Raw genomic sequence first — 12,852 nt, 5'->3', positions numbered from 1 at the left:
ACTCGCTCATATTACTGAATGTTCATTCAGGGCCTATATATCTTCTGTGATCGGCCCGTCTGCGGAGTCGCCGGTGTCGATCCCACCTCGTGCTGGGCTGGCGTCGACATCGGTCTGTGGCAATTCGACGGAGAGTCTGCTGGCAGGTGGTGCGTCAGTGGCGTCTGCGATCGTTATCTCCCCGCCGACCGACTGTATCCCCAGGTACGCCTGAGCGACCGCCAGGTCGCTGCCGTGTTCCAGCGCCGTTTCACTCCCGGTCTCGATGAGCGTCCGCTCTCCGGCAGGGAGTACGGGTGCGTCGGCTGTCAGTTCCAAAAGCAGATACTGACTGTGGGTCTCGATGGTCAGTTCGAGCGTCGATTCGTCTGCATGACTCGACACGCTGTCGAACAACTGGGACACAGCCTGCACCCCGCGGCGGGGCACCGCACCCGGTCCCGACCGCTCGACTGTCATCGTCGTTGCCGGTTCCCATTCGGTCACGTGCTCGGACAGGCGCGACACGGCCGTCGGGATCGACAGCGAATCGGTCTGCTGTACGTCGTCAGTGAGACCAGTTCGGATCCGGCTCGCTTCCTCACTCAACGCCTGCAGGCGGTCGCTGGCTGCGCTGATCGTCTCGACTGCGTTCCGTTCGTGAGAACTCACGGGATCGAGCTGTTGAGCCCAGCCTCGGATGACTGTTAGTTCGTTTCGCAGATTGTGCCGCAGTACGCGGTGGAGGACGTCGAGTTGTTGCTCGCGATGCTGTCGCTCTGAGAGGTCGATTGCCGCCCCAGCGATCCCCGAGAACGTGCCGTTTTCGTAGATCGGCCGGGCGTACAGTTCGACGGGCACCCGTGACCCGTCCTGCGCCCGATGGGCTGTCTCGTAGCCGTCGAGGATCCCGCCGTTGAGAACCTGCTCGAACAGCTCGTCGAACTCCTCGTCTTCGAGAAAGAGCGGATACGACCGGCCGAGAACCGACTCGGCGGCGTAGCCGAACGTCGCCTCGGCAGCCCGGTTCCAGCGCTCGACGGTGCCGTCGACGTCGAGCACGGCGACCGGAACCGGGAGTGCGTCGAGAAGGGTTTCGAGTCGGCTAGTTGCCGATTCCAGGCGGCGTTCGCGATCCAGCTGGTCGGTCACCTCACGGAACACACCCAGGACGAGTACGCCCTCCGACGTATGCAGCCGCTTCGCGTTGATCTCGACCGGTACGTGCCGCTCGTCGAGCGTTTCGATGTACAGCGGCTCGCCAGTCTGGAGCCGGTTCACTCGCTGCCCGTCGATCGCTCGTCGAAACGCCTCCTCGTAGTCACCGTGGTTAGATGGGTGTAGCTCCGACTGGTGGCGGCCGACGAGTTCCGCGGGCTGGCAGTGAAATAGTGCACCGGCAGCGGTGTTCGCCTCGACGATGCGACCGGTGTCGGAGTTCGCTATCACGACAGCGTCGGGAATGCTGTCTAGGTCGACGTCGACCCCAGACCCGGATCCGGCGTTCGTACTGTCCTCTCTCCGAGACATTAACTTAGCTCGAATGTACGTACTGTCCTCGTGACAACGAATACACCGCCAAACTGGTTTGGCCACTGCCGCGGATCCAAAGCCGATTTATCCGTCAACCCCGAGTGTCGGATATGGCAGCGACAGGGCGAGTCAGACAGACGATTCGGGCGCGGCCAATTACGGTGACGGCAGTGTTGAGCGTGATCGGCTACGCGCTCGTGATCGGGACATTTGCGGGCGTCTTGAACATCTATCCCGACCTCTCGCAGTCGACGGTCAATCTGCTCTCGCATCTCATCGCTGCGATCAACACGACGGCGCTGACTGCGCTGGTACTCGGCGTTTACTACATCAAAGACGGCGACTACGAGCGACACCGCGCCGCGATGGTGACCGCGTTCGTCCTCATCCTCCTCTTTCTGGTCGTCTACCTGCTCAAAATCGGCGGCGGCACCGAGAAGTCGATCATCGCTCCCGATCTGGTGACAATCGTCTATCTGATCATGCTCGCGATCCACATCGTGCTCTCGGTCGTCTCCGTTCCCGTCGTGCTCTATGTCGTCTTGCTTGGACTCACTCACTCGCCCTCCGAGCTGACAGAGACACGAAAGGCCCAGGTCGGACGGATCGCCGCCAGCGCGTGGATTCTCAGTCTCTTTCTGGGCATCGTCACCTACCTGCTGTTGAACCACGTCTACGCCTCGGAGCCCCGGGACGCGCTGCTGATCCTCGCGCTCGCTCCGGTCTCTGTGGGGGAACTGATCCCTGACCTCTCGTGACCGATGACGGGCCACGGAGAGGCCAGCGAACGAACGGAGACGAGGGATCTGGGCCGTGATCGTCAGCAACTCACAGCCAATCCACGAGCACACCGCGATAGCGCGCGACGAGTTCGTCGACGACGAGTCGGTCCCGCGGGTCGACGCCGAGAACGAGGAGCGATCCGACGTAGGCGAGGACGCCGACGACGGCACCGACAGCGACGGCGAGGGGGCCCGCGAGGGTCTGCCGCGCGGCGAGCATCACTGCGGCCATGACCATCCCGGCGCCGAGCGGCGTGAGGAAGCTTCGGTCGAACGGCCACAGCCCCTCGAACCGGCGGAGCAAGAGCACCTGCAGGCTGTTTTGCACCGCGATCGCGAGCGACGTGCCGAGCGCAGCGCCGACGAGTCCGAACTGGCGAATGAACAGATAGGTCAGCACGATATTGAGTACGGCGAGCAGCCAGTCGAGTGCCATCCGGGCGTACTGGTGGTCCGTCATGATCAACAGCCACCCCGTTGCGCCGACAGCGTGTCCGACGAAGACGCCACCGAGGTAGACGAGCAGGGCACCGTACCCGGCGGTGTAGGTCGATCCGAAGACGCCGAGCAACTGCTCTCCGAACACCGCAAACAGCGCGAGAAAGGGCAGAACAGCGGTGACCACCTGCCTCGTCACCGACGTGTACACGTTGTTGAGGACACTGATCCGGCCGCTGGAATACAGGTCGGATGCGACTGGCGGCAGGAGTTGATTGTACGACCGAAGCGGGATCCACGCTATCGAGACGAGGACGAGCACCACATTATACACTCCTGCGCTGACGGCAGTGAGCATGGCCCCGACCATGATGAGGTCGATCCGGTTCTGGAATATCTTGCCGAGACTGCTCATCGCGACCGGCCCGGCGTGATTGTAAAACCGGCGCACCTCACCGCGGATGCCTCTGATCCGCGGAACGATACCGGTCACCCGAACGGAGACTGGCACACCGACGACGACGAACGCGAATGTACAGACCACGATGGTTCCGGTGACGCCGACGACGGAGAATCCGAGCGAAAGCGCGACGACGGCACCCACGAGTCTCGCACCCGGACGCAGCAGTTTGTTGAAAAGCACCTCACCGCGTGCCGACCCGATTGCGCGAAAGATTGCGGCCGTGACCATCAACAGGCCGACGAGACCGACTAGCGTCCCGAACAGCCCCAGCGTCAGCGGAAAGTCCGGATGTGAGACGGTGTGGTCGTTGATCCACCGAGCGGTCAGCCAGACGAGGAGCGCGATGAGCGCACCGAAGGCGACTGTCGTCGCGTACGCCAGTCCGGTGAGCCGGGACTGCTCGCCGGAGTCGTTCGCCGACGGCAGAAAGCGCTGAAGCGTCGGGACACTCCCGAAAGTGACGACCCGAACGAGTAGTTGCGAGATTCGCCAGGCGAGCGCGTACACACCGTATGCGAGCGGGCCGAGTCCACGCGCGAGAATGAACTCCGTCGCGGTCGTCAGCACTCGATGCGCCGAGACGCCGCCCGACGTGACGACTGCCCCTCGTGCAATCGTCACCAGCGCTTCGCGTTCGTCGTCCCCGATGTCGTCTTCGTTCTCATCGACGTCGCGCTCGCCGTCTTCGACATCGTCTTCGTTCTCATCGACGTCGCGTTCACCGTCTTCGACATCGCCTTCGATCTTCTCGACGTCGTGTTCACCGTCCTCGACGTCGTCTGTCGAGCCCTGACTCACGTCCTTGTCGGGCCGGAGCATCGGTCCATTCTTAAGCCGTTCGCTTATCTCCCGGGCATCTCGACGACCAGTCAATCTGTCTGTGGAAGCAACACTGCGGCGACGACGAACGTGACGAGTGCGAGCACCGACAGGACGGCCAGGTTCAGAACGGGGCTCGTCGGCGGCCACCAGTCGAAGATGGCTCCCCCTGCTGGAACCTGTTCGTGCGTCACCGTCCGGACACCACGTGAGAAGTACGTCAGCGGCGAGAGTTCGAGTGGCAGCCACTCGGGCAGCATCTCTGCCGGGACGAACGTCTCGGAGAGAAAGAGCAGCGGGAGCGCCAGCCCGTTGCTCGCGGCGACGACGCCGTCCCGTGAGTCGACGAGACTGCCGAGGATTGCACCGATCGCACAGAAGAGCGCGACGCCGACGACGATGAACGGCACGACGAGCAGCAACTCGGCTGACAGCGGAACGCTCAGGCTCGTTCCAGCGAAGAGCAGACCCACCAAAAGCAGTGTCGCGAGGCCGATGACGACGGTGTTGACGAGCGTCTGTGCCAGCAGCCACTCCCAGCGCCGCAGCGGCGTCGTCGCGAGTTTCTCGAACTGGCTCCCCTCCCTGTGGCGCGCAACCTCGCTGCCAACGCGCGAGAGCGGCGTGAACAGGACGACGACCCCGATGTACCCCGCGACGTACCAGCCTGCGGGTTCCGAAAACAGCCCGCCGTCGGTCGGCTGTGTCCCGACGAGCACGCCGAAGATGACGACCAGTATCGCCGGGAAGAAGAAGGTGAAAAACACGGCCGTCCGTCGGCGCAGAAAGCTGTGCCAGCCCGCTCGCGTACTCGCTGTGATCCGCTCGAGGCGACTCACTGGCTTTCCACCTCAGCTTCCGCGACGTCCCCGGCGGGTACGTCCCGCTCTGTCGCCGTCCGACCGACGCTCGAATCGGTCAGTTCCAGATACACGTCCTCCAGATCAGGCTCTCGCCACGTCAACGACTGATAGGAAACGCCCGCGTCGGTGAGTCGGTCGATGACATCGCCGATATCTTCGGGCGACACGTTCTGGATCAGCAGTTCTCCGTCTGTGACTGCTGCTTCGTGTGTGAGCCGATCGGTGACTGCCGGGATGAATTCACCCTCGATGACGAGCAGACTCTCGCCGCCGTGGTCAGCGATGAGTCGTTCGGGCGAGTCGACAGCGACGAGGCGGCCGTCCGCGAGCAGGCCCACTCTGTCAGCGAGGCGGCGCGCCTCCTCCATGTAGTGGGTGGTGATGAAGACAGTCGTCCCTTCGTCTGCGAGCCCCTCGATCAGATTCCACAGCGTCCGTCGTCCGGCCGGGTCGATGCCGGTCGTCGGTTCGTCGAGCACCAGCAGGTCCGGGTCGTTGACCAGCGCTGTCGCGACACACGTCCGGCGTTTTTGCCCACCCGAGAGGTTCTCGTAGTAGGTGTCGTCGTCGCCGTCCATGCCGACCGATTCGAGTACGTCGTCGACCGGTCTGGCCTCGTCGTACAGTCCACCGTAGTACTCGACCAGTTCTCGCGCCGTGAGTCGCGACGGCGGGTCGAACTCCTGTGGAAGTAGCCCGATCCGCTCGCGGTTTACCGCCCTCGGTCCCTCGCCCCACAATCGAACAGTCCCCTCGGCGTCTGTCGTCCCGGTGAGCGCCCGAACGAGCGTGGTCTTGCCCGCGCCGTTCGGCCCGACCAGCGCGAAAATCTCCCCCTCGGTGACTGACAGCGAGACGCCATCCAGCGCGACCGTCTCGCCGTATCGCCGCGAGACGTTCTCGGCCACGAGGGTATCCATAGGAGAGGATTCGGACGGTCAGGCAAAGGCCATTCGATACCAGTCTGCGAAATTCACTGCGCTCGGATCTCCCGAACGATGTCGTCCACGTCGAGTCCGTTTTCTTCCTTGTCGTAGACCACGTTCCCGTCCGCGCGCACCTGGAAAATCCCGTGGTCGCCCATCACGAGCGATACGGAGTCGAGTTCGGTCTCGAGTCCAGTCAGAATCGCCTGCTGGACGTCGAGCGCTCGGTCACGGAAGCCACACGGCACGCAGTACTCGATTTCGACTTCGGTCATACCAGCCGGTTGTCGGGCGGGAAGTAACAATCTTGGGAGCGAGAGTCTGTCCTCACACGGTCAGCGCGTCGACGACGATTGCGACGAGGACGAGGCCGAGATAGGCGTTCGAGGCATGGAACGCTCTGAACGCGGCGGCTTCGGTGCGCTCGCGGTGCAACTGCACGACGGCCCACAGGAACACTGCGCCGACTGCGACCGTCGTCGTCGCGGCCAGCCAGCCCAGGTCGGCCAGCCAGATGAGCGCGCTCATCGCCGCGAGGGTCGCACCGAGCCACAGCAGGATGTGCTTGCGCGTCGTCGTCTCGCCCCGCACGACGGGCATCATCGGGAAGCCGCCGCGGGCGTAATCTTCCTTGTACGCCAGGGCGAGGTTGTAGAAGTGCGCTGGCGTCCAGACGAAGATCAACCCGGCCAGCGCAACTCCGGCGACTCCGATTCGTCCGGTCACAGCCGCCCAGCCGATCAGTGCTGGCAACGCGCCTGCCGCGCCGCCGATGACCGTGTTCTGGACCGTGTTCGGCTTGAGTACCAGCGTGTAGACGATACTGTAAAAGAGGATGGCGAGAAAGCCAAGCGCCGCCGTGAGCGGATTGACCTGCAGAAAGACTGCAATCGACAGCGCGGTGAGGGCGAATCCAAAGGCGAGCGCGTTCCGGACCGGGATCTGGTAGGTTGCGACCGGACGGTCGCTGGTCCGGGACATCTTCTTGTCGCGGTCACGTTCGAGCACGTGGTTGAAGGTTCCGCTCGCGCCGATAGAGAGGACGCCACCGCCGAGCGTGAACACGATGGTCTCCACTGAGAGCGCCGGGCCTGCGGCGAGTGCCATCCCCGCGGCGGCCACCAGACAGAGCAACCACATCAGGCGCGGCTTCATCAACCGGAAGTACGCCCAGACACGGGCCTTGAGACGCGCACCGAAGGGCCGGTCGGCGAATGCGACCTCCGGGGTGGCGTCCGACTCGGAGTCCGAACCGCCCGGTTCGATCGGGTCGGGATCGAGCGGTTCGTCGGCACCGCCGGTCTCCGCTTCGAGGTGCCAGGCGAGCGCGAGCAGGAAGGTTCCGAAGATGGTCACGCCAGCGAGCAGATGAACTCCCGGGATCGATAGACCACCGGTCGCGACGAGCGCGCCGACCGCGATCTGTCCGGGGTACAGCGCGGATCCGAGCAGCGTCGTTGCCTTGACCCGCTGTGTCGCGTTCGACCGGACTGCAACCGCTGCAGTCAGGAGAACGAGTAACCCGACCAGTGCCGCGAGCGCGCGGTGGCCGAGCGCGACGAGCGCGCCGGGTTCGGAGACCGTTCCCTCACAGCCGGGCCAGGCCGAGCAAGCCTCGGCGGCCTCGGAGAACGACGCCGTCGCGCCGACGACGAGCAGCAGATACACACCCACGGTTGCTGCACCGAGAAGCGTCGTCAGGCGTGGCGTAGGTCTGCGCAACCGCATTACCACACACTTCTCCTGTGGGTATTTAGATGACGCGCTTCGTTCGCGGTGTTAGGATCACCGACCGGCGTCGAGACACTCGCCGACCGCCGGGACGAGTTCGGGAAGCGAGCGAACGGTCCCCATCTGGCCACCGTCGCCCGCGATAGCCGGACTTTCGCTTGACTGCGCTGCCGACGGGGCGAACCGTATCCGGGGCGGGTACGCTTCCGTGGGTTCGCTCGCCTCGATGTCGACCCCGGCGCTCCCGCCTTCGACGACGACGAGCACGTCACTCCCCGCGACGAGTTCCTCGGCTTCGCTCACGACGGTCCCGTCGGGCGGTCGAAACGGCGGCGCGGTGACGGCCTCGATGCCGAACGCTGCGGCCGTGCGAGCGAGGACACTGCCTTCCGGAACCGGACCCACAGATACGGTAAAGCCAGCACGCCAGAGGCGTCGAGTCGCCGCGACCGCCGACTCGCCATCACCGCTCACGTGTACTCGCCCCTCGCGACTCGTTCGGCCTTCGAGCGCCGTCACCGTCGGCGTTCCCGTGACCGGGTTCTCTGTCACCGCCGTCTCCGTTCCGAACGTGCGTTCGAGTGCCGGGTCGTCGAGCACTGTCTCCGGCGGGCCGTTCGCCCGTATCTGTCCATCAGCGAGCACGGCAATTCGGTCGCAGTACCGCGCGGCCAGATCCAGGTCGTGAATCGCGGCCAGCACTGCCTTACCGTCAGCGACGAGTTCCGTGATCAGTTCGAGCACGCGGATCTGGTGGTTGATGTCGAGACTCGCCGTGGGTTCGTCGAGCACGAGCGCGTCGGGTTCCTGTGCCAGCGCACGCGCGAGAATGACGCGCTGGCGCTGGCCCCCGCTTATCTCGTCGATCTGCCGGTCGCGAAATGCGGCCGTCTCAGTCCGTTCGAGCGCGCGGTCGATCGGGTCGCCCTCGTCCGTCCAGTCCAATCGGGAGCGATGTGGCGTCCGCCCCATCTCGACGATCTGTTCGACGGTGAAGGCAAATCCCATCGAGGTGTCCTGCGGGACGGTTCCGACCTGTCGACTCACGGCGCGGACGGACTGCTCGCCGACGGGCGTGTCGTCGAGCGTGACCGTTCCGCTGTCGGGGTCGAGTGTTCCGTTTATCGTCCGCAACAGCGTCGACTTGCCTGCACCGTTCGGGCCGACGACGGCGACGAACTCGCCGCGCTCGACCGCCAGATCCAGTCCGTCGAGCACCTGCACGTCACCGAAGGAAAGCGAGAGATTCTCGACAGTGATCATAGCGCGTGTACCTCCTTGCGACGGAGCAACAGCAGGAAGAAGGGCGCGCCGATGGCCGCGGTCACGATGCCGACCGGGACCTCTACGGGACCAGCGCGGGCGAACGTGTCGGCCGCAACGAGAAAGCTCGCACCCGCGAGCGCGCTCACCGGGAGGAGAATCCGATGGTCGGGGCCGACGACCAGTCGCATCGTGTGCGGGACGATGAGTCCGACGAAGCCGATGACGCCAGCGACGGCGACTGCCGCGGCGGTGATGACACTCGATCCGGCGAGCAGGAGGCGCTTGGTGCGCTCGACGTCGATGCCGAGCGCGTGGGCGTCCTCCTCGCCGAGTAACATGACGTTCAGGTCACGCGCGTACACGAGCAACAGCGCAAAGAGGACGACTGCGACCGGGAGCGTCACCGTCACGTCGTCCCACGTGGCGCGGCTGAGATGCCCCATCAGCCAGACGATAGCCTCGTTGAGGCCCTCGCCGGTGTGCAAGAGGAGATAGGAGATGACCGCTCCGAGAAACGTCTGGATGGCGACACCTGCGAGCAACAGTGTGGCGACCGGCGTTCGGCCGTCCTCCGTCGCGATGGCGTACACCGCCCCCGCGGCGACGAGCGCGCCGACAAAGGCCGCCGTCTGCAGTCCGAAGGGAATCGCGAGCGGGACGGCCATCGTTGCGACCGCGCCCACGGCCGCCCCCGAGGAGACACCGATGATCGACGGGTCGGCCATCGGATTCCGGAAGAAGCCCTGCATGACAGTTCCAGCGCTCGCGAGCGAGAACCCGACCACAGCACCGAGCAAGATCCGAGGCATTCGAACGCCGGTGACAATCGTCTGGTCGGTGTCGGAGACGGCAAAGTCGAACGGTGTCGTGTATCCGAAATCGAGTGTCGGAAACGGGATTCCGGCGCTACCGATGGTTCCGGTCGCGACGTCGACCTGAAGACTTGTCGGGAGCGCGACCCCGTTGAGCATCGCCTTCGCGACGCCGAGGACGCCGATATCTGCGGGGCCGACCGTCGCGCTCGTGAGTACCGTACCTACGAGTACCGCAAACAGCACGGCCGACCACAGCGCGGTACGCGCGACTATCCGCATGCTGTCCAAGTCGACTTGCTTTAGATAAATATTTGTTGCATACGCCCAGAGTCGCTGGCGTGCAACGACTCACACGCATTTTCGTCGCCCTGCTTGTCACGTTCGCCGCGGGGCCAGCCCTCGCAGGCGGCGCGCTCGCAGCGGACAGTGGCCAGACAGTCAGTGCAGATGGACAGACATCCGCCGTGCAACCACAGCCAGCCCAGCTCGGCGACGAGGTTGTCTGTGAATTCCCCGTCGGGGTGACGGACGGAACCAACACGACCGTCCGACTCGACGAGGAACCGCAGGAGATCGTCGTCACCGCGCCGAACGTCGCCCAGCACATGTGGGAGATTGGCGCACAGGACAAGGTCGTCGGGATGCCGGTCGCGCCACAGACGGCGTACCTTAACGGGAGCCAGAACAAGACTAGCGTCACAAACAATCTCCAGCCAGACCGGGAGAAAATTGTCGACCTCGACCCTGACCTGGTGCTCGTCGGTAACATCAACAGCCAGGAACTGGTCGAGAATCTCCGGTCCGACGGCCTGACAGTGTACTACTACCCACGCGTGAACTCGCTCGGTGGGATGTACGAGCAACTCGAAACGGTCGGCCGACTCGTCGGAAACTTCGAGGAGGCGGCAGCGACCACGGCCGAGATAGCGGGCAAAGTTCAGGCCATCGAGGCGGCCGTTGCCGACGAGGAACGACCGACGGTCTACTACGAATTCTTTGATTTCACTGTCAGTTCCGATACGCTCGAACACGACCTGATCACGCGTGCCGGCGGGAACAACATCGCAACCGAGGGTGATGCACCCCGTGCGTACTTCGAGTTGAGTGACGAAGTTATCGTCCAGCAGGATCCCGAGTGGCTGATCCTGCAGGAGGGCGCACCGATACCGGATTCGCCAGCGGTACAGGAATCGACCGCCGTGCAGGAGAATCAGACCGTCCGCGTCAATCCGAACTTCATCAGCCAACACGGCCCGCGAAACCTCGATCCACTGCTCGCGATGGCTGAGGCGTTCCACCCTGACGCCATCGACGCGGCAGATATCGAGAGCGCCGAGCCAGTCGAGGCGAGTCAGTGTGCAGCCGCCGCGACGCCGACGCCCGAACCGACGCCCGAACCGACGCCAGAGCCGACGCCGACCGAAACCCCAGAATCGACACCGACTGAGACCGCCGAACCGTCCAGTGACGATGATGACGGCGCGGGCTTTACCCCGATTGTCTCTGCGGTTGCGCTCGTCGCGTTCGCGCTCGTCGTTCGCAGACGCAGGTAGTGCACGCGCGACGGTCCGTCGCCCGCTGTCGGTAGCTACTTTTTCTTCCCCCTCTCAGTCGGCGTATGCACGACACCTACGAGGATATCGAAGTCGGCGAGACATTCGAGTTCGGAACCTACGAGGCCACTCGCGAGGAGATGATAGCCTTCGCGGAGTCGTACGACCCACAGCCGTTTCACACTGGTGACGTTGAGACCGATGTCTTCGACGGACTCGTCGCGAGTGGCTGGTACACGGCAGCCGTGTCGATCCGGGTACTCGTCGACAACTACGCCAGAGAGTCCGGCGCGCTGGCATCTATCGGCCACGACAAACTCCGGTGGCCCGCGCCGGTTCGTCCTGACGACGTGCTCTCTGTCTCGATGCGGATGGGCGAGAAGGAGGTGTACGACGACCGCCGCGGACTCGTCCATCAGGAGATAGAGACCGTTCGCGACGACGGCGAGACTGTCCTCTGGATGGACGCGCTCGTGCTGTATCCACTCGAAAGCGCTGTCGAGTAATCCTGAAAAATATCAGCGTCGGTCGCGAACCGCACAACGGAAGCTACCAGCGAACTGGGACGACCTGCACCGTCACTAGACCCCGGCGATCTCCTCTTCGGCTTCGAGCAGTTCGTGATAGCGGTTCCGGATGGTGACTTCGGAGATGTTCGCCACCTCGCTGACCTCGCTCTGTGTGACCTTCTGGTTGGTCAAAAGCGAGGCCGCGTAGACTGCGGCGGCGGCGAGTCCAACCGGGGACTTCCCGGAGTGGACACCCTGGTCCTTGGCGGTTCGGAGCAGTTCCTTGGCGCGGCGCTCGACTTCCTCGGAGAGGCCGAGGTCCGAGATGAACCGCGGGACGTAGCTCTCGGGGTCGGCGGGCTGAATCTCCAGGCCGAGTTCCCGGACGATGTACCGATACGTGCGGGCGATTTCGTCCTTGTCGACCCGGGAGACTCGCGTCAGTTCGTCGAGCGAGCGCGGGGTGTTCGCCTGCCGGGCTGCCGCGTACAGCGCCGAGGTGGCGACGCCCTCGATGGAGCGACCCGGGAGCAGGTCCTCGTCGAGCGCGCGCCGGTAGATGACGCTTGCAGTCTCGCGGACGTTCTCGGGCAGGCCGAGCGCGGAGGCCATCCGGTCGATTTCGCCGAGTGCCTGCTTGAGGTTGCGCTCCTTGGAGTCACGCGTGCGGAACCGCTCGTTCCACGTGCGCAGGCGCTGCATCTTCTCGCGCTGGCGACTCGACAGCGCGTTGCCGTAGGCGTCCTTGTCCTGCCAGCCGATGTTGGTCGACAGGCCCTTGTCGTGCATCATATTCGTCGTCGGCGCACCGACGCGGGACTTCTCGTCTTTCTCCTTGGAGTCGAAGGCGCGCCACTCCGGTCCGGGGTCGATTTCGGCTTCCTCGACGACCAGGCCACACTCCTGGCAGACCGTCTCCCCGTGCTCCTCGTCGGTCGCCAGCGCACCGCCACACTCCGGACAGTGAAGCTGTTCATCTGCAGCCGATTCCGACATCTGTTCGTCGCTCTGTTCGGATTTTCGCTCTCGTTCGCGTGGGTAGCGTCTCGTTGTCGTATCTGTCATGGTGGGACTTCCGTGGGCGAATGCCCTGAAAACGTCTTACCGTACCTTTATGTTGTATCTCCGCCGACTTAAAGCTTTCGCCGATTTCAGACGTTCTACGGAGCGATCTT

12 protein-coding genes are annotated in these 12,852 nt (G+C 64.1%); 3 read left to right on the top strand and 9 right to left on the bottom strand.

Going from position 1 to position 12,852, the window contains the following annotated elements; all coding sequences use genetic code 11:
* Positions 1-33: 33 nt before the first annotated feature.
* The gene (locus tag ACMGFL_RS09730; protein WP_436935344.1) at positions 34-1,509 is read right to left on the bottom strand and encodes a PAS domain-containing protein; all 1,476 of its coding nucleotides are present in this window, start codon (positions 1,507-1,509) and stop codon (positions 34-36) included.
* A gap of 113 nt (positions 1,510-1,622) precedes the next feature.
* On the opposite strand from ACMGFL_RS09730, the gene ACMGFL_RS09725 reads away from it, so the two are divergent.
* Complete coding sequence (locus ACMGFL_RS09725) at positions 1,623-2,270, top strand: DUF420 domain-containing protein (protein WP_436935343.1); 648 nt, start codon at positions 1,623-1,625, stop codon at positions 2,268-2,270.
* Positions 2,271-2,340: 70 nt separating this feature from the next.
* Here the strand turns inward: ACMGFL_RS09725 and ACMGFL_RS09720 are convergent, their stop codons facing one another.
* Genes ACMGFL_RS09720 through btuC form a run of 7 tightly spaced genes read right to left on the bottom strand, consistent with a single transcriptional unit; the run spans position 2,341 to position 9,894 of the window.
* Positions 2,341-4,014, bottom strand: a complete 1,674-nt coding sequence (locus ACMGFL_RS09720) for a lipopolysaccharide biosynthesis protein (protein ID WP_436935342.1) — start codon at positions 4,012-4,014, stop codon at positions 2,341-2,343.
* A gap of 50 nt (positions 4,015-4,064) precedes the next feature.
* Positions 4,065-4,853, bottom strand: a complete 789-nt coding sequence (locus ACMGFL_RS09715; RefSeq protein WP_436935341.1) for an ABC transporter permease — start codon at positions 4,851-4,853, stop codon at positions 4,065-4,067.
* Complete coding sequence (locus ACMGFL_RS09710; RefSeq protein WP_436935340.1) at positions 4,850-5,797, bottom strand: ABC transporter ATP-binding protein; 948 nt, start codon at positions 5,795-5,797, stop codon at positions 4,850-4,852. Before ACMGFL_RS09710 ends, ACMGFL_RS09715 begins: the two co-directional genes overlap by 4 nt.
* A 53-nt stretch (positions 5,798-5,850) precedes the next feature.
* A complete protein-coding gene (locus tag ACMGFL_RS09705; protein ID WP_436935339.1) occupies positions 5,851-6,078 on the bottom strand; it encodes a SelT/SelW/SelH family protein in 228 nt (75 codons plus the stop codon).
* 52 nt (positions 6,079-6,130) lie between these two features.
* The gene (cyoE, locus tag ACMGFL_RS09700; protein ID WP_436935338.1) at positions 6,131-7,531 is read right to left on the bottom strand and encodes a heme o synthase; all 1,401 of its coding nucleotides are present in this window, start codon (positions 7,529-7,531) and stop codon (positions 6,131-6,133) included.
* A gap of 57 nt (positions 7,532-7,588) precedes the next feature.
* Positions 7,589-8,797, bottom strand: coding sequence for a heme ABC transporter ATP-binding protein (locus ACMGFL_RS09695; RefSeq protein ID WP_436935337.1), 1,209 nt, complete (start codon positions 8,795-8,797; stop codon positions 7,589-7,591).
* Positions 8,794-9,894, bottom strand: a complete 1,101-nt coding sequence (gene btuC / locus ACMGFL_RS09690; RefSeq protein WP_436935336.1) for a vitamin B12 ABC transporter permease BtuC — start codon at positions 9,892-9,894, stop codon at positions 8,794-8,796. Before btuC ends, ACMGFL_RS09695 begins: the two co-directional genes overlap by 4 nt.
* Positions 9,895-9,953: 59 nt before the next feature.
* On the opposite strand from btuC, the gene ACMGFL_RS09685 reads away from it, so the two are divergent.
* Together ACMGFL_RS09685 and ACMGFL_RS09680 are read left to right on the top strand one after the other, a co-directional pair.
* A complete protein-coding gene (locus ACMGFL_RS09685; RefSeq protein ID WP_436935335.1) occupies positions 9,954-11,168 on the top strand; it encodes an ABC transporter substrate-binding protein in 1,215 nt (404 codons plus the stop codon).
* A 65-nt stretch (positions 11,169-11,233) separates the two neighbouring features.
* Positions 11,234-11,674 (top strand): MaoC/PaaZ C-terminal domain-containing protein, encoded by a 441-nt coding sequence (locus tag ACMGFL_RS09680; protein ID WP_436935334.1) that lies wholly within the window; start codon positions 11,234-11,236, stop codon positions 11,672-11,674.
* A gap of 75 nt (positions 11,675-11,749) precedes the next feature.
* On the opposite strand, the gene ACMGFL_RS09675 is transcribed toward ACMGFL_RS09680, so the two are convergent.
* Positions 11,750-12,742 carry a transcription initiation factor IIB gene (locus ACMGFL_RS09675; protein WP_436935333.1) on the bottom strand — a complete coding sequence of 331 codons (993 nt, stop codon included), beginning with the start codon at positions 12,740-12,742 and terminating at the stop codon, positions 11,750-11,752.
* Positions 12,743-12,852: the final 110 nt, after the last annotated feature.

This window comes from Halovenus marina, assembly GCF_051414115.1.
Lineage (GTDB): Archaea > Halobacteriota > Halobacteria > Halobacteriales > Haloarculaceae > Halovenus > Halovenus marina.
This window is presented reverse-complemented; position numbering and strand designations above follow the sequence as displayed.